Genomic DNA, 16283 nt, shown 5'->3' with positions numbered 1-16283 from the left:
CGTCAGACGAGCTGCGACTCGGACGCATGGCGGCTCGTCGCCGCCTGCTCCGACGAGTCGGCGAGCAGGGCCTCGCGGTCGATCGACGTGTGCCACCACTGCTGACCCGACTCGGGCAGCGTGTAGATCGGGTCGTAGTAGACGTACTCGCGCGACAGGGCCTCGGTGTCGTCCCCCTCGATCGAGGTGCGGTAGTTCTTGCGCCAGTAGGAGATTCCGCGCTCGGTGTCGTACTCCTCGACCTGGTGCACCCAGCGCTTGCCGACGAAGGGTACGTCGCAGACGATGCGCGGGGTGGAGAAGCCCGGGAGGTAGCCCATCATCGAGTGCTGGAGGTGCTGGGCCTCGGCGAGCGAGAGCCGCCAGTGCTCGGCGAACGGGATCATGTCGCACATGTAGAAGTAGTACGGCGTGATCTGCGCGCCGTCGGCGAGGCCGAAGCAGAGGTCGAGCAGCTGCTCCGAGGTGTCGTTGACCCCGCGCATCAGCACGCCCTGGTTGCGCACGTCGCGGACACCGGCGTCGAGCATGGCCTTGGCGGCCCGGGCGACCGAGGGGGTCAGCGACTGAGCGTTGTTGACGTGGGTGTGGATCGCGAGCGAGACCCCCCGCGCCCGAGCCTTGGCCGACACGCGGGCCACGCCCTCGACGACGTCCTCGGCGAACCAGTGCTGGGGCAGGCCCATGAGCGCCTTGCTCGCCAGGCGGATGTCGCGGATGTTGTCGATGTCGAGCAGCTGGTCGACGAACGCCTCGAGGTTCTTCCACGGCATGTTCGCGACGTCGCCACCCGAGACGACGACGTCGCGCACGACCGGGGTGGAGCGCAGGTAGTCGAGCATCGCGGCATACCGGTCGACGGGCTTGAGGTCGAACTTCAGCTTGGCGACCTGGGGCGTCGAGTTGCCGACGAGGTCCATGCGGGTGCAGTGCCCGCAGTACTGGGGGCACGTCGGCAGCAGCTCCGCGAGGACCTTGGTCGGGTAGCGGTGGGTGAGGCCCTCGGCCACCCACATGTCGTGCTCGTGGAGGGAGTCGCGCGATGCGTGCGGGTGCGACGGCCAGTCGGTGCGGCGATCGGAGAAGACCGGCAGCATGTAGTTGCGGATGGGGTCGGCGTAGAAGGCCTCGGTGAAGTCGTCGCCCGCCGACGGCATGGGCGCGTCGGTCGAGGGGACCATCGTGTTGAGCATCTGCGGCGGCACGAGCATGGACATCGTCGCGCGCTCGGCCTGGTCGCGCGCGAGGTCGTCGTAGAAGCGGTCGTCGAGCAGGTCGCCCATCAGGGCTCGCAGCTGCTTGATGTTCCTGACACAGTTGACCCGCTGCCACTGAGCGTCGTCCCAGTTGGCCTGCGTCACGCCGCTCCACCCCGGGAAACGCGTCCAGTCAGGCTCGAGGAGCTCGCGACGGCGGTACTCGTACGGCTGCTCAACCATGCCCATGCGCGACACAGTAACGTCAGCATGGGGACCGCTCAAACATGTCCATACCACGGTTTCGTAAAGAATTGCCGAGAGCGCCCCTATGCTGACGGATGTTCTGCGCCCCAACAGTGCTGAAACAGAAGGATTTGTGATCGTGTCGCACCCGCTGCCCGCTGGGGCGGACCTGCCCGCCAACCTCTGCGTGTCGTCGTCCCCGGTGGGCCTGCACCGGGTTCTCGAGCCCACCGGCGACGCGATCACGCTGCCACAGGCGGCCCGCCGCCTCGACGCGCGAGCGGAGCTGTGGCCCGACGAGGTGCGCATCAGCGTCGAGACGCTCAACCTCGACGCCGCGAGCTACCGGCAGCTCGCCGAGAAGCACACGACCGACGGGATCGTCGACGGCGACGCGCTGCGCGACGAGGTGCTCGACATCGTCGCGACCCGCGGCAAGATGCAGAACCCCGTCACGGGCTCCGGCGGCATGCTCATCGGCACCGTCGACGCCGTCGGACCGGAGAGCCGCCTCGGCCTCACCGTCGGCGACCGCGTCGCGACGCTCGTGTCGCTCTCGCTGACGCCCCTGCGGATCACGGACGGGCTGGCCCGGTGGGACGGGCTCTCCGAGCAGGTGCCGGCTGCGGGCCACGCCATCCTCTTCGGCCGTAGCATCGCCGCCCGGCTACCCGACGACCTCGACCCGCTCCTGTCGCTCATGGTCATGGACGTGTGTGGAGCGCCCGCGCTCGTCGAGCGCGTCGTGGGGGAGTATGCCGCCCGCCACGTGGCGCCGACCGTCGCCGTCCTCGGGGCTGCGGGCAAGTCGGGCTCCCTCTCGCTCGCCGCGGCACGGCGGGCAGGTGCCGGGCGTCTCATCGGGGTCGTGCCCGTGGAGGCGGAGCGCACCCTACTCGAGCCGACCGGTCTCGCCGACGAGGTCGTGCTCGCCGACGCCCGGTCGCCGCTCGGACTGTCCTCCGCCGTCGAGGCGGCCGGCGGTCCGGCCGACGTCACGGTCGTCTGCGTCGACGTGCCCGGCTGCGAGCAGCCGGCGATCCTCGCGACCGCCCAGGGCGGCACCATCATCTTCTTCAGCATGGCGACGAGCTTCGCGGCGGCCGCCCTGGGCGCCGAGGGCCTGGCGGCCGACGTGCGGATGATCGTCGGCAACGGCTACGTGGCGGGGCACGCCGACCTGGCTCTCTCGCTCCTTCGCGAGGTGCCGGCGGTCCGGGCCCTCTTCGAGTCGCGCCTCGCGGCCGAGAGGAGCACGCGATGAGCCGCACCGAGCCGTTGCTCCACCTCGACCCCGCCGTGGTGCGCCAGGCGCGGTCGCTCGCCCGCAGGGCCGCCGCGCCGGTCGTGAAGATCGCGCAGAGCCACACGACCGTCTCGGTGGAGCGGGCGACGCTGCGCCTCGCCGGACTCTCCGGTGCCGACCACGAGCGGGTGCCGTGGGTCAACCACCTCGTCACCGCGGTGCGTGACGAGGTGGGGCTCGAGCACGGCGTCACGACGCCGGTCTACGACGCCCTGCTGCGCGGCGAGGCCCCTGACCTCACGACACTCGCCCAGAAGGCCGCGAGCGGCAACGTCTCCTTCCGCCTCCCGGCCGGTCGGGAGGCCCAGGCTGCGCGGCGGGCGGCGACGAAGGGTGTCGGGGCCGGTCTGCGCACGATCGACCGCTCCCGCGCCACGCGCGAGCGGCTCATCCGGCGTCACGGCGACCCGACGTCACGGCCGTGGATCTACCTCATCGTCGCGACCGGGGACATCTACGAGGACATCCCGCAGGCCCAGGCCGCCGCCCGCGAGGGCGCCGACGTCATCGCGGTGATCCGCTCGACCGGCCAGTCGCTGCTCGACTACGTGCCCGAGGGTGCGACCCGTGAGGGCTTCGCCGGAACGTATGCGACCCAGGAGAACTTCCGTCTCATGCGCGCCGCTCTCGACGACGTCAGCAAGGAGCTCGGTCGCTACGTCCGGCTGACGAACTACGCGTCGGGCCTCTGCATGCCCGAGATCGCGGCCCTCGCCGGCATGGAGCGTCTCGACATGATGCTCAACGACTCGATGTACGGCATCCTCTTCCGCGACATCAACCCGATCCGGACCTTCGTCGACCAGCGGTTCTCGCGGCAGGTCCACGCCCGCGCCGGCATCATCATCAACACGGGCGAGGACAACTACCTCACGACCGCCGATGCCGTCGAGGCGGCCCACACCGTCACCGTGAGCCAGCTGCTCAACGAGTGCTTCGCGAAGGAGGCCGGGCTCGAGGACTGGCAGCTCGGCCTGGGGCACGCCTTCGAGATCAACCCCGAGATCCCCGACAGCTTCCGGATGGAGCTCGCCCACGCGCTGCTCGCCCGCCAGCTCTTCCCCGACGCGCCCCTGAAGTGGATGCCGCCGACGAAGCACATGACGGGCGACGTCTTCCGGGGCTACCTGCTCGACGGGTTCTTCAACCTCGTCGGGGCGATGACCGGCCAGGGCATCCTGCTCGTCGGCATGATGACCGAGGCGGTCGTCACGCCCTTCCTCTCGGACCGCGACCTCGCGCTCCAGAACGTCCGCTACGTCATGAACGCCGCGAGCGGTCTCACGGAGGACTTCCACCCGCCGCGTGACGGCTTCATCCAGACCCGGGCCCGCCAGGTGCTCTCGGAGGCGGTCGACCTGCTCGACCGCATCGTCAACGACTCCGACGCGGCCGGTGACCCGCCGCTGCTGGCCGCGATCGCCGACGGGACCTTCGGCCTCATGAAGCGACCGGCCGACCGCGGCAAGGGGCTCGAAGGCGTCGTCGTGCGCGCCGACGACTACGACAACCCGGCCATCACCGCCCTCGATGCGGGGATGCCGGCGAAGAAGGGCGAGAAGCGTTGAGCAGCAACATCATCCGCCCCTACGGCGACACAACCGGTGACGGCATGGTCCAGATGTCGTTCACCCTCCCGCTGCCGCACGACAAGCGGGCCGAGGGCGCGGCCCTCCAGCTCGCCCGCAAGATGGGCCTCGACCCGGCGCTGCTCGTGCACGCCAAGGCCATGGGGCCCGACTTCACCTTCTTCGTCGTCTACGGCAGCTCGACGCACCTCGTGAACCTCGACGAGGTGCACGTCGTCGAGCGCGAGTACCCCCTGCTGTCGGCCAAGGACGCCAACCTCGCGATCCGCAAGCAGCTGCGGCGCAAGCTCGTCGTCGTCGGCGCGTGCATCGGCACCGACGCGCACACCGTCGGCATCGACGCGATCCTCAACATCAAGGGCTTCGCCGGCGAGAAGGGCCTCGAGTACTACCGCGAGATCCGAGTCGTCAACCTCGGCGCGCAGGTCCTCGTGCCGGATCTCGTGGCCCGCGCGCGCGCCGAGAAGGCGGACGCGGTGCTCGTGAGCCAGGTCGTCACCCAGAAGGACGCCCACATCCACAACACGACCCAGATGTCGGCCGCCTTCCGCGAGGCCTACCCCGCGGGCCAGGTGCCGATCCTCATCGCCGGCGGCCCACGCTTCGAGGAGGGCTCCGAAGGGGCCCTCGGCGTCGACCGCATCTTCGGGCGTGGCACGACGCCCGGTGAGGTGGCGAGCTACCTCGTGCACGAGATGACCCAGAGAAGGGGGCGATGAGAATGGGGGACGCGCAGTCCCAGGGCGCCGCCGCGCGCCGCACCAAGGCCGAGGTCGGCTTGCGGGTCGTCCACCGCCGCTACGTGCCCTACGCCCACGCGCACTACGCCGGCAACCTCGTCGACGGGGCCTACTCGCTCGCGGCGTTCGGCGACGTCGCGACGGAGATGTGCATCCGCACCGACGGTGACGAGGGCCTCTTCGCCTCCTACAGCGACGTGCAGTTCCGCGAGCGCATCCAGGCCGGTGACGTCATCGAGATCAGCGCCGAGATCGTGCGCGTCGGCGGTCGGTCGCGCGAGCTCGTCTTCGAGGTGCGCGTCGTCGGACGAGGGCACCCGGAGCGCAGCGAGTCCGCCGCCGAGATGCTCGACCCGCCGGTGGTCGCCACGACCGCCCGCGGCACCGTCGTCGTCCCCTGAGCACCGACCTCCCGGCCGCACGGCATACGGTGAACCCCGTGCGGCGTCTCCTCGTGTCCCTGATCGCCGGTGGGCTGCTGTGCCTCGCGTTCCCGACGTTCGACGTGTGGGTGGCGGCGCCGCTCTCCCTCACCCTGCTCGCCTGGGCCGTGACCGGCCTCGGCGCCGGTCGGGGACTGCTCGCCGGAGTGCTCTTCGGCCTCGCGTTCTTCGTGCCGACGCTCAGCTGGTCGGGCATCTACGTCGGCGCCCTGCCGTGGCTGGCTCTCGCCACCCTCGAGTCGCTGTTCATCGGGATCGCGGGAGCCCTCTACGGCTGGCTGAGCCGGGCCGGCCGGGTGCGACCGCTTGCCTTCGCGCTGGTCTGGGTCGTCACCGAGGGCTTCCGGGCGCGCGCGCCCTACGGCGGCTTCCCGTGGCTCAAGCTCGCCTTCAGCCAGGCCGACTCGCCGGTGGGGCGCCTCGTCGCGCTCGGTGGCGCGCCGTTCGTCGGCTTCGTCCTCGCTCTCCTCGGTGGTCTGCTCGCGCTCGCGGTCCAGCGCCTCCTCGCCTCACGCCGGGCCGGGTCCCTCGGGGCCGGTATGCCGTGGGGCCCGGTCGCGCTGCCCGTCGCCGCCGCGCTCGTGCTCGGGGTTGCCGGTCTCGCCGTGCCGCTGCCGACCGACGGCCAGGCAGCACAGTTCCTCGGCGTCCAGGGCAACGTGCCCAAGGCAGGGCTCGACTTCAACGCGCAGCGGCGTGCGGTGCTCGACAACCACGTCGCCGCCACGTGGCAGGCGCAGACCGACATCGAGGCAGGGCTCGCCCCGACGCCCGACCTCGTCGTGTGGCCAGAGAACGCCTCCGACATCGACCCGGTGCGCAATGCCGACGCCCGTGACGAGATCGCCGCGACCGTCACGCGCCTCGGGCGACCGCTCGTCGTCGGGGGCCTGCTGGAGGAGCCCCCGGGGATGGTCTCGAACGTCTCCCTGCTCTACGAGCCGGGCCAGGGGATCACCGACCGCTACGTCAAGCGTCACCCGGTGCCCTTCGCCGAGTACATCCCCAACCGGTCCTTCTTCCGGATGTTCAGCGCCGAGGTCGACCGGGTCAGCCGCGACTTCGTCGCCGGACCGTCCGTGGGCGTCTTCGACGTCACTGGCACCGCCGGTCAGCAGATCAGGGCAGGCGTCGCGATCTGCTTCGAGGTGGCCTACGACGACATCATGCGCGACGCCGTGCAGGCGGGCGCCAACGTCCTGCTCGTGCAGACCAACAACGCGACCTTCGGCTACACGGCCGAGTCGCCCCAGCAGCTGGCGATCAGTCGCGTGCGCGCCATGGAGTTCGGCCGTTCGGTGGTGCACGTGTCGACCGTCGGCCAGAGCGCCCTCATCACGCCCGACGGAACTGCGCACCAGGTGACAGCGTTGTTCACACAGGCCCTCGTTCGCGGGGCTCTACCATTGCGGGACGCCACGACCGTGGCGACTCGTCTGGGGGAGGCCCCGGAGTGGGCGGCCGCCGCGGCGCTCGCGCTGCTCCTCGTCCTTCAGGCCAGGGGCGGGACCCACCGATCCGGTCCGGCGCCCCGGGCGGACGACAGCGAAGACAGCACAGAGGACAAGGAAGCGCATGACCGTGACGCAGCGTGAGCCGGTGACGAAGGTTGCCGTGCTCATCCCGACCTACAACGAGCGGGAGAACCTGCCCGGGATCGTCGCACGCGTGCGTGCGAGCGTCCCGACGGCCGACGTCATCGTCCTCGACGACAACTCCCCGGACGGCACGGGGCAGCTCGCCGACGGCATCGCCGCGGACGATCCCCATGTGCGGGTCGTGCACCGCCCGGGCAAGCAGGGCCTCGGCCAGGCCTACCTCGCCGGTTTCGCGATCGCGCTCGACGAGGGCTACGACGCCGCCGTCGAGATGGATGCCGACGGCTCCCACCAGCCGGAGCAGCTGCCCGCGATCCTCGCCGCGCTCGCCGATGCCGACCTCGCCATCGGGGCCCGCTGGGTCAAGGGTGGGCAGGTGCGCAACTGGCCCCTGCGCCGAAAGGTGCTCTCGGTCGGGGCGAACGTCTACACGAAGGTCATGCTCGGCATGCACGTCAACGACGCGACGGCCGGCTACCGGGCCTACCGCACGAGCGCGCTGCGCACGATGGGCCTCGCCGGCGTCGAGTCGCAGGGCTACTGCTTCCAGATCGACCTCACGCTGCGCGCGGTGCGCGCCGGCCTGCGGGTCGTCGAGGTCCCCATCACGTTCATCGAGCGCGAGGTCGGGGTGTCCAAGATGGGCAAGGACATCGTGCGCGAGGCCCTGACGAACGTCACGAAGTGGGGCATCGAGCACCGGGTCGGCCAGCTGCGCGGCGTCGTCGGCCGTCCGCGTGAGCGCGAGACGGTGGGGGAGCGGCCATGACGACGGCACCTGGGGCCCGACGCCGACGCCTGCGCCCCACCCGGGTCGCCGCGGTGCTGCTGCTCCTGGTGCCGATCCTCGAGATCATGGTGATGATCGCCGTCGGCCAGGCGATCGGCGGCTGGTGGACCTTCCTGCTCGTCATCGCCACCTCCGCCCTCGGCGCGTGGCTCATCATGCGGGAAGGCGGCCGCGCCTGGCGGGCGCTGGGCCAGGCGCTGCGCGAGGGGCGGATGCCGGCCCGCGAGCTCGCTGACGGCGTCGTCGTGCTCGTCGGCGGGACCCTGCTGCTCATCCCCGGCTTCATCACCGACGTCGCCGGGCTGCTCCTCGTCCTGCCGTTCACGCGCCCGGTCGCCCGTGCCCTGCTGGCCTCCGTCATCGGGCGCCACCTCGTCGCCCAGGTCGAGGTCTTCGGGTCGACGACGACCGTCGCCGACCGCCCGGCCTGGGAGCAGCAGGAGCCGCCGCGGGGCCCACAGCGCTCCGAGTCGAGCAGCGAGGTCGTCGAGGGCGAGATCATCGACGAGGACTGACCCGGCGCACCGGGTCAGCCGGGGCACACGGCCCGCTCGGCGCGGTGCGAGGCAACGGGCCCACGGGGCCGAGCCCTCAGCCGCACCCTCCGTCGCGTCCTCCGTCGCGCCCTCCGTCGCGCCCTCAGTCGCGCACGGTGTCGGCGTGGCGGTGTGCCACGCGCCAAGCCCCGTCCTCGCGCCGGTAGACCTGCGTGACGCGGAGGGTGTAGCTGCGCGGCTCACCGTCGACAGAGGCGGACGTGTGCTCCAGCCCTGCGCTGTAGGCGAGGTCGCCCACCACGTCGCAGGTCTGCACCTCGATGTCGAACGACGTGCAGTCCGAGAAGCTCTGCTCCAGCGAGGCGAAGAGCGCGTCGAGCTCCTCCTGACCCGTGGCGTTGCGCCAGGCGCCCAGGACGCTGACGGGCTCACAGCGCGACCAGAGCGCCCGTCGGGGAGCGGCGTCGCCGTTGTGCAGGGCCAGCTCCGCCGGGCGGAGCGAGGTCGCGATCCAGTCGAGCAGGTCGTCTCGCGCGGTCACGGATCCAGCATGACCACGCCCGAGCGCTCCTGCACGGTTATCGGCGGGACGGGCCGGGCGGCATACCCCCTTGGGGGCAGCGAAAAGCCCGCCTCCACGAACGAGGCGGGCTGATCGATCGTCTGGTGGCCGGGCGTGCTGCGGCCGGTGGTCAGGCCGTCTTGCGCCGGCGTGGCTTCTCGCCACGGGACTCGCGCAGCAGCGTCAGCCGTTCCTCGAGGAGCTCCTCGAGCTCGGGGATCGATCGACGCTCGAGCAGCATGTCCCAGTGGGTGCGCACGTGCTTGACGGGCTTGGCGTCGGGCTCGGGTCCACCGCCCTGCAGCTTGGCGTCGAGGCCGCAGCGGCACTCCCACGTCGGCGGCACGTCGGCCTCGACCGAGAACGGCAGCTCGGTGCGGTGCCCCTGCGCGCACACGTATGTGGTGAGCTGACGCTCACTGGGGATGACGTTCTCGTCGGACTCCATGCTTCTGGAACCGAGGTTGGAACCGCGTAGTGCTCGATCGGCCATGTGGACCCCTCCAAAACTCCTGCCACTGGTCGACACCGGTTTGGTGCCCTACCCTCACAGTCGCTTGAACGAGCAGGATGGCCCCGTTGTTCCCGAGGGGTCCGCGGGATTGTAAGCGACGCCTGACGTCACACGACAGCGGGAACCGGATTGCCGGCTTCGATGATGCCGCGGCGCATGTCGACCCGGGAGAGCAGGTAGCCGCCGATGACGAAGAAGGCGATGAGGCAGATGATCGCCCAGCGGTAGCTGAGGGTCAGCTGGTAGACGAGACCGAAGATGAGCGTCCCCAGCCAGCTCGTGCCGCGCTCCATCGCCTGGTAGAGGCTGAAGTACTCCGCCTCGCGCCCGCGGGGGATGAGCTGGCTGTAGAGCGAGCGCGACAGGGCCTGGGTGCCGCCGAGGACGATGCCGATGAGCAGGCCGAGACCGACGAAGACGGCGAGCGACTTCGAGGGCGTGACGAAGGCGATGACGACGACCACCGTCCAGAGCGCGATGCCGTAAAGGACGGTGCGCCACGCCCCGATGGAGGCGGCCACCCGGCCGAAGAGCCTGGCCCCGAAGAACGCGACGAACTGGACGAAGAGGAAGACGCCGAGCACCGTCGACTCGGAGAAGCCCAGCTCCTTGCTGCCGTAGATGCTCGAGCTGCCGATGACGGTCTGGATGCCGTCGTTGAAGAAGAGGTAGGCGACGAGGAAGGTGAGCGTCTGCGGGTAGTGGCGCAGGTCGCCGAACGTGCTGCGCAGCTGCTCGAGGCTGCCGCGCACGACACCCGCCTGCTTGTCGATCGGGGTTGCGACCGTGCCCGTCAGGTGGCGCAGCCCGAGGTAGGGGATGATCGTGAACCCCGCCCACCAGAGGCCGGCCGACAGGATGCTGATGCGGGTCGACATCGCCCGGTCGAGGCCGAGGTCCTTGTGGAAGATGTCGAGGGCGAAGTTGAGCGCGAGCAGCGTGCCGCCGCCGAGGTAGCCGAAGGCCCAGCCCTTGGAGGAGACCCGGTCACGCTCGTTCTCGTTGGCGATCCGGCAGAGGATCGAGTCGTAGATGACGAGTGATGCCCCGAGACAGATCCCGGCGATGACGACGAGGACGCACCCCAGCTGCCAGTTCGTGCCCGCGATGAAGAACATGAGGCACGCGGCCAGTGCGCCCGCCCACGCGAAGCCGGCGAAGAGCCGTGTCGGCCTCGGGCTGCGGTCGGCGATCGCGCCGATGAAGATGAGGACGATGGCGGAGACGATCGTCGTGAAGGTCACCGTGTAGAACCAGAGGCTTCCCGGCGACACCGGGATGCCGAGGACGGAGAGGTTCGTCGTGCAGTCGGCGCCGTCGGGCAGGTCGGGGCAGGCTGCTGCCGTCGCCACGGTCGTGAGGTACGGGCTGAGGAGCACGGTGGCGGTCGTGGTGACGTAGGCGGAGTTGGCCCAGTCGTACCAGTACCAGGCGCGCTGTTCCTTGGTCTCTGGACGCGCGGCGTTGACGGCGACGGACGACATGGCAGGACTGTCCCACACGCCGGGGCTGCACGGAGCGGTCCGCGACGTGAACACGCCGGGCCGACCGGGCGGCATACGGCAGCGACGGGGAAACGTCCCGTATGCCGCCCGGCGGGCCGGGGGAGGGGAGGGGCTCAGCCGTCGTGGTCGGCGTCCTGCACAGGCGGTTCGTCACTCGTCGTCAGCAGCTCCCACGCGAGCCCGTGGGCGAGCACGACGAGACAGACGACGGCCAACGCGGCTGCCTGCAGGCCGGTGAGGTGGAACGTGCCGGCGAGCTCGGGCGCGACGCCGAGCAGCACGATGAGAAGGTAGAGCACGCCGACGAGCCACCGGTTGCGCCGGAACGGCCCACGGGCGCCGGAGCCCCGGTCGGCCCGGACGAGCCCGAACGTCGACCAGGCCCCGACGATGGCGACGAGCCCGAACGTCGTGCGCCACAGGCCGGTCGCGGCGGGGGCGACCTGGGCGAACAGGCCCATGACGCCGGGGAGCAGGAAGGTGAGGTAGACACCGCCGACGAGCCGGCGGGTCTCGGGGGAGCCCAGCAGGTCTCGGCGCCGGTCGACGGCCGACCACCAGAGCCCGACGAGGGTGAAGCACGTGGCCGAGACCACGGCATAGAAGGTCGAGAGGTCCATGGCGCTCCTTCGAAGGTGCACACGATCGTGCCACCAGATCGCCCCCACGGAAGCGATTTAGCCCTAAAGTATTAGGGTGAACGCATCATCGGGGGATGAGATCGATGACGTCGTGGGCGCATGGCGCCGCGAACGTCCGGACGTCGACGTGAGCTCGATCGGCATCGTGGCGCCGGTCCTTCGGCTGGCGGCGCTCGTCGCGGAGCGCCGAGCCGGCGTCCTGGCCGCCCACGAGCTCGACCAGAGCCATCTCGACGTGCTCGGCGTCCTGCGCCGCAGCGGCCCGCCGTACCGGCTGACGGCCGGCGAGCTCTCTCGCCGATGCCGGGTGACGCCGGGTGCCACGACGCAGCGCGTGCAGTCCATGGAGCGCGCCGGGCTCGTGGAGCGCGTCCGTGAGGAGCCGGACCGGCGCACGGTGCACGTGCGGCTGACGACGTCAGGGCTGCGACGGCTCGACGAGGTCTTCGCCGAGGTCGTCGCGGCCGACGAGTCGTTGCTGGCTGGGCTCACGCCGCCGCAGCGCGCGGCGTTGGAGACGGCATTGCGGGGATGGCTCGACGTCGTGCAGGCGGGCCTGCCGGCCACCCGTCCAGAATCTTCGTAACGCCGATAATCGACATTATGTCACTTTGCTCATTGTCGCGGGTCCCCCGTGAGTCAGTGCCAGTCGCTGATCTGCACGTCTCTCGGTGACGGCGATCCTTCTCCCGTCTCGACCAGCGCCTTGAGGCTCAGCAGGAACGTGCCCCACTTCGTGCTGCAGTGGCTCATGAACTCGACGGGCTCCCTCCAGCCGGCGTGACGGAAGAGCACGATCGTGTAGTCGTCATCCTGGCGCAGCTCCCAGTCGATCGTCGTGCCGAGCCATTCCTCCGGTCCATCGACGACCCGCCATGCCACCCGTTCGGACGGCCGGGCCTCGACGACCTCCATGTCGAAACCGCCGGGTGGAAAACGAAACTCGAGAACGCCCCCGACCTCGCCCCTCCCCCGTGTGTCGTCGGTCCACCAGCCGGCCAGACCGTCGACGGTCGTCAGCGCCTCGTAGACCTGCTGCGGGCTCGATGTCCTGACCCCGATCCGGTGCAGGATGTCCACCATCTCTACTCTCCCTCTCTCTGTGACTGCCGCCGTGACGTGTGCTCGGACTCGCCCCGTGGCGGCCGTGGCGGCCGTGGCGGCTGTGGCGGCCGTGGTGACTCCTCGTGGGTGCGCTGGATCGCCTCGGCGATGCGCTTGATCCGCTGCAGTCGGGCATCCCACGCCGTGCCCACGGAGGCCAGCTGGGCCGCCGCCCGCGCGAGCTGGACGTCGTCCACCCGATAGCGCCGCTCCCGGCCCGACGCCGTCGCGCTGACCAGGCCGACCCGGTCGAGGACGTCGAGGTGCTTGGCGACGGCCTGACGACTGACCGGCAGCTGCCGGCCGAGCGTCGTCGCCGTACCGCCGCCCTCGACGAGGAGCAGGTCGAGCATCCGCCGTCGGGTGGGGTCGCCGATGGCCGACCAGAGGTCGTCGTCGACCAACTCGGCCAGGCGGGTGCTCATGACCGCACCGCCAACTGGGCCGCGTACGGGGCGACTCGCGGGAGGTAGAAGTCCCAGCCGGTGAGGTGCTCGTTGTACTGCTCCTCGAGGACGGCGACCTCCCAGCCCATCTCGCGGAAGCCGGTCTCCGTCATCCGCAGGAGCGTCCCGCGGCCCGAGGGGGTCAGCTCGAAGGTGACGAGCAGGGAGTTGCCCTCCGTCGGGGTCTCGTTGGCCGGATGCGCCCAGCGGAAGGAGAACGTGCCCGGTGGGCGCGCCTCGACGACGGTGAAGGCGACCACTGCCCCGCCGGCCCGAGGATCGCCGAAGACGATCTCCCCACTCGATCCCGGCACTGGCTCGTAGTGAGCATCGTCCGGCCACCACTTGCTCAGGTGGTCGGGACTGCTCACCACCTCGAAGACGACGTCGGGCGGTGCCTCGACGAAGATCTCTCGCTCGATGGTTCCGAACTCCATGACATCCTCCTGCAACTTTTGGTTGCGCATCAGGCTAGCGCGATGTCATGCGATGCGCAACCATCGGTTGCAGATCGTCCGCACGGCTTCCGGGCGCCGTAGCCTTGCTCTCGATGCAGTGCGACTACTTCGATGCCAACCGGTGCCGCTCGTGTGCGCTCATGGGCGTGCCGTATGCCGTCCAGCTCACGGACAAGCAGCGGCACTGTGCCGACGTGCTCGCGCCGGTGGCGCCTGGGGCGGTGTGGACGGATGCCTTCGCGTCGCCCGAGTCGGGCTTTCGCAACAAGGCCAAGCTCGTCGTCGGCGGTGAGCCGGGCGCGGTGACGCTCGGCATCCTCGACCCGAGCGGCCGCGGCGTCGACCTGCGCGACTGCGGGCTCTACGAGCCAGGGCTCCATGAGCTGATCCCCCGCCTTGCCGAGCTCGTCGACGACCTGGGGCTCGAGCCCTACGACGTGCCGTCGCGTCGCGGCGAGCTCAAGCACCTCATCGTCACGCATTCCCCGGCCGGTGCCGTCATGCTCCGTTTCGTCCTGCGGTCGCAGAAGCAGCTGGCCCTGCTCCGGTCGCGCCTCACCGTCGTCACGGAGCGGGTGCCCGAGGCGACCGTCGTCTCGGTCAACCTCCAGCCCGAGCACAAGGCCGTCCTCGAGGGTGACACCGAGCTCGTGCTGACAGTCGCCGAGGTGCTGCCGATGGAGGTCAACGGGATCACTCTCAACCTGCGCCCCAACAGCTTCTTCCAGACCAACACGGCAGTCGCTGCCGGTCTCTATCGTCAAGCGCAGCAATGGATTTCGGCTGCTGCGCCCCGCACGGTGCTCGACCTCTACTGCGGGGTGGGTGGATTCGCGCTTCACGCGGCCGTCCTCGGTGACCGTGGGCCGTCTGAGGTCGTCGGCATCGAGGTGTCACCCGAGGCCGTTGCGAGCGCTGAGCACACGGCAGAGGAGCTCCGCTCCGAGGGCCGACCCATGCCGCCCACGACGTTCCGCGTGGGCGATGCGACCGATGTCGCGGCCTTGGACCGGCTCGAGGCAAGGTCGTTCGTCGTGGTCAACCCGCCGCGACGTGGCATCGGCTCGCACCTTGCCGGCTGGGTCGAGCGGTCAGGGGCGGATCACGTCGTCTACTCGAGCTGCAACGTCGCGAGCCTCGCCAAGGACCTCGCCCTCCTGCCCTCCTACGCGGCGCGGTCGGCGCGCCTCTTCGACATGTTCCCGCAGACCGGCCATCACGAGGTCATGGTTCTGCTCGAGCGCTCCGACGGCCGGCAGCTCTCTGCCGCAACGGAATCGCGCGCACGATGACCTCCGAGAGGCTGGCGCGCGTCCAGCGCCGCTTTGCCGAGTTCGGGCAGGAGTACGCCGCCCTGCAGCTCTACGGCGCGGTGGCCCGGGCCGTTGCCGGCGACGCCGAGGCGGCAGCCCTGCTTCTCGTCGCCCGACCCGGTCAGGCCCGCCCTGTGCTGTGGTTCGCGGCGCTGCACGACCTCGTGCTGCGACACCCGGAGGTGCCCGCGGCCCGGTGGTACGCCAGCGTCGTCGGCCGCGAGCACCTGCCCACCGGTGACCCGTGGCCGGAGGTGCGGGCGACGGTGATGGAGCACCGCGGCGAACTGACCGATCTCATGGCGACGCGGTCGACGCAGACCAACGAAGTCAACCGGAGCGTCTACCTCGCAGCCGGACTCGCGATCGTCGGGTCCGACGGCGCACACCACGACGACGGACACACCCCGATCGCCCTCGTCGAGCTCGGAGCCAGCGCAGGACTGCTCCTCGGCGTCGACCGCTACGACATCGAGCTGGTGTCAGCTGCAGGCACGACGCGGCTCGGCCGCCCGGGGTCGGCCGTCCGCTGTCGCGGCGAGGACCGCGGCCGACCCGCACTGCCCGGGCTCACGCTCCCCCGCGTCGAGGGCCGGGCGGGCGTGGACCTCCATCCCGTTCGCCTCGACGACGTCGACGGCGTCCGGTGGCTCATGGCCTGTCTCTGGCCCGACGTGCCCGGACGGGTCGAGCGTTTCGTGGCTGCCCGTGACCTCATGCTGCTCGACCCGCCGCACATCGTCGCCGGTGACATGGTCGACGCGATGCCGAGCGCGGTGTCCTCGGCACGGGCCGGCAGCCGCGCTGACGTCCACGTCGTCGTCTTCAGCTCGTGGGCACTGACCTACGTCGCGCCGGAGCGGCGTGCCGACCTGGAGGCCGCCCTCGAACAGCTGTCGCGCGAGGTCGCCGAGCTGTCCTGGCTCACGGCAGAGCCGGAGGGGTGCGCCCCCGGTGTGCGGCTGCCGGCGCCCCGCCGCCTCGGAGCGGGCGGAACCGTGATGGGGCTGCGCCGCTGGCGGTCCGGGCGCGAGTGTCCCCCGGTCGCGCTGGGCACCTGTCACCCGCACGGCGAGTGGCTCGACCTGGACCTGGCGTAGGTCGCCGGGGCCGCTGCCCCTGTTCCTTTCGACACAGATTCCGCCATTCCGGCGCGCGTATCCACGCACGGCCATAGCGTTCATGGCGAGCGGTTCCGGGGGTGGATTGTTCTGGCACAGACAAATCCGGCATAACGTGTCGCCTCGCCCATAAGGGCGATAGGGGAGGAAATATGAATATCAGACGACGAGGTCTTGTCGCAGCATTGGCCTCAATGGCACTGCTGTTTCCGGG

Annotated in this window: 18 protein-coding genes; 10 read left to right on the top strand and 8 right to left on the bottom strand. The window is 70.5% G+C overall.

Translation table 11 applies throughout. The annotated features are described in order from the left end of the window. Nucleotides 1-2: 2 nt before the first annotated feature. Nucleotides 3-1445, bottom strand: coding sequence for a KamA family radical SAM protein (locus FBY41_RS17145; RefSeq protein ID WP_141845486.1), 1443 nt, complete (start codon nucleotides 1443-1445; stop codon nucleotides 3-5). 136 nt (nucleotides 1446-1581) lie between these two features. On the opposite strand from FBY41_RS17145, the gene kdd reads away from it, so the two are divergent. Genes kdd through FBY41_RS17110 form a run of 7 tightly spaced genes read left to right on the top strand, consistent with a single transcriptional unit; the run spans nucleotide 1582 to nucleotide 8423 of the window. Further along, nucleotides 1582-2706 (top strand): L-erythro-3,5-diaminohexanoate dehydrogenase, encoded by a 1125-nt coding sequence (kdd, locus tag FBY41_RS17140; protein ID WP_260439867.1) that lies wholly within the window; start codon nucleotides 1582-1584, stop codon nucleotides 2704-2706. Continuing rightward, nucleotides 2703-4316 (top strand): lysine 5,6-aminomutase subunit alpha, encoded by a 1614-nt coding sequence (kamD, locus tag FBY41_RS17135; protein WP_141845485.1) that lies wholly within the window; start codon nucleotides 2703-2705, stop codon nucleotides 4314-4316. Before kdd ends, kamD begins: the two co-directional genes overlap by 4 nt. Beyond that, a complete protein-coding gene (gene kamE / locus FBY41_RS17130) occupies nucleotides 4313-5056 on the top strand; it encodes a lysine 5,6-aminomutase subunit beta (protein ID WP_141845484.1) in 744 nt (247 codons plus the stop codon). The genes kamD and kamE overlap by 4 nt, the downstream gene beginning before the upstream one ends. Next, nucleotides 5053-5478 (top strand): 3-aminobutyryl-CoA ammonia lyase, encoded by a 426-nt coding sequence (gene kal / locus FBY41_RS17125; protein ID WP_260439866.1) that lies wholly within the window; start codon nucleotides 5053-5055, stop codon nucleotides 5476-5478. The genes kamE and kal overlap by 4 nt, the downstream gene beginning before the upstream one ends. Before the next feature lie 38 nt (nucleotides 5479-5516). Then, nucleotides 5517-7115, top strand: a complete 1599-nt coding sequence (gene lnt, locus FBY41_RS17120; RefSeq protein ID WP_260439865.1) for an apolipoprotein N-acyltransferase — start codon at nucleotides 5517-5519, stop codon at nucleotides 7113-7115. Continuing rightward, a complete protein-coding gene (locus tag FBY41_RS17115; RefSeq protein ID WP_141845482.1) occupies nucleotides 7096-7887 on the top strand; it encodes a polyprenol monophosphomannose synthase in 792 nt (263 codons plus the stop codon). The genes lnt and FBY41_RS17115 overlap by 20 nt, the downstream gene beginning before the upstream one ends. Beyond that, nucleotides 7884-8423 carry an FxsA family protein gene (locus tag FBY41_RS17110; RefSeq protein ID WP_141845481.1) on the top strand — a complete coding sequence of 180 codons (540 nt, stop codon included), beginning with the start codon at nucleotides 7884-7886 and terminating at the stop codon, nucleotides 8421-8423. Before FBY41_RS17115 ends, FBY41_RS17110 begins: the two co-directional genes overlap by 4 nt. Before the next feature lie 124 nt (nucleotides 8424-8547). Here FBY41_RS17110 and FBY41_RS17105 read toward each other — a convergent pair whose 3' ends face one another. The 4 genes from FBY41_RS17105 to FBY41_RS17090 form a co-directional block, all read right to left on the bottom strand. Then, a complete protein-coding gene (locus tag FBY41_RS17105) occupies nucleotides 8548-8946 on the bottom strand; it encodes a nuclear transport factor 2 family protein (RefSeq protein ID WP_141845480.1) in 399 nt (132 codons plus the stop codon). Nucleotides 8947-9097: 151 nt separating this feature from the next. Beyond that, entirely contained in the window at nucleotides 9098-9460 is a 363-nt protein-coding gene (locus tag FBY41_RS17100; RefSeq protein WP_141845479.1) for an RNA polymerase-binding protein RbpA, read from the bottom strand. 128 nt (nucleotides 9461-9588) lie between these two features. Continuing rightward, nucleotides 9589-10965: an MFS transporter gene (locus tag FBY41_RS17095; protein WP_141845478.1), complete on the bottom strand. Its 1377-nt coding sequence runs from the start codon at nucleotides 10963-10965 to the stop codon at nucleotides 9589-9591. A gap of 134 nt (nucleotides 10966-11099) precedes the next feature. Further along, nucleotides 11100-11606 (bottom strand): hypothetical protein, encoded by a 507-nt coding sequence (locus FBY41_RS17090; protein WP_141845477.1) that lies wholly within the window; start codon nucleotides 11604-11606, stop codon nucleotides 11100-11102. Between the two features lie 76 nt (nucleotides 11607-11682). On the opposite strand from FBY41_RS17090, the gene FBY41_RS17085 reads away from it, so the two are divergent. Continuing rightward, nucleotides 11683-12213: a MarR family winged helix-turn-helix transcriptional regulator gene (locus FBY41_RS17085; protein ID WP_185749135.1), complete on the top strand. Its 531-nt coding sequence runs from the start codon at nucleotides 11683-11685 to the stop codon at nucleotides 12211-12213. Between the two features lie 53 nt (nucleotides 12214-12266). Here FBY41_RS17085 and FBY41_RS17080 read toward each other — a convergent pair whose 3' ends face one another. Genes FBY41_RS17080 through FBY41_RS17070 form a run of 3 tightly spaced genes read right to left on the bottom strand, consistent with a single transcriptional unit; the run spans nucleotide 12267 to nucleotide 13614 of the window. Beyond that, nucleotides 12267-12710 (bottom strand): SRPBCC family protein, encoded by a 444-nt coding sequence (locus tag FBY41_RS17080; protein WP_141845475.1) that lies wholly within the window; start codon nucleotides 12708-12710, stop codon nucleotides 12267-12269. 2 nt (nucleotides 12711-12712) lie between these two features. Beyond that, nucleotides 12713-13156: an ArsR/SmtB family transcription factor gene (locus FBY41_RS17075; RefSeq protein WP_141845474.1), complete on the bottom strand. Its 444-nt coding sequence runs from the start codon at nucleotides 13154-13156 to the stop codon at nucleotides 12713-12715. Next, nucleotides 13153-13614, bottom strand: a complete 462-nt coding sequence (locus FBY41_RS17070) for an SRPBCC family protein (RefSeq protein WP_141845473.1) — start codon at nucleotides 13612-13614, stop codon at nucleotides 13153-13155. Before FBY41_RS17070 ends, FBY41_RS17075 begins: the two co-directional genes overlap by 4 nt. 113 nt (nucleotides 13615-13727) lie before the next feature. Here FBY41_RS17070 and FBY41_RS17065 point away from each other — a divergent pair, with 113 nt between their 5' ends. Beyond that, nucleotides 13728-14927 carry a methyltransferase domain-containing protein gene (locus FBY41_RS17065; protein WP_141845472.1) on the top strand — a complete coding sequence of 400 codons (1200 nt, stop codon included), beginning with the start codon at nucleotides 13728-13730 and terminating at the stop codon, nucleotides 14925-14927. Beyond that, nucleotides 14924-16048, top strand: a complete 1125-nt coding sequence (locus FBY41_RS17060; RefSeq protein ID WP_141845471.1) for a DUF2332 domain-containing protein — start codon at nucleotides 14924-14926, stop codon at nucleotides 16046-16048. Before FBY41_RS17065 ends, FBY41_RS17060 begins: the two co-directional genes overlap by 4 nt. Nucleotides 16049-16283: the final 235 nt, after the last annotated feature.

This window comes from Humibacillus xanthopallidus (genome assembly GCF_006716675.1).
Classification (GTDB): Bacteria; Actinomycetota; Actinomycetes; order Actinomycetales; family Dermatophilaceae; genus Humibacillus; species Humibacillus xanthopallidus_B.
This window is presented reverse-complemented; position numbering and strand designations above follow the sequence as displayed.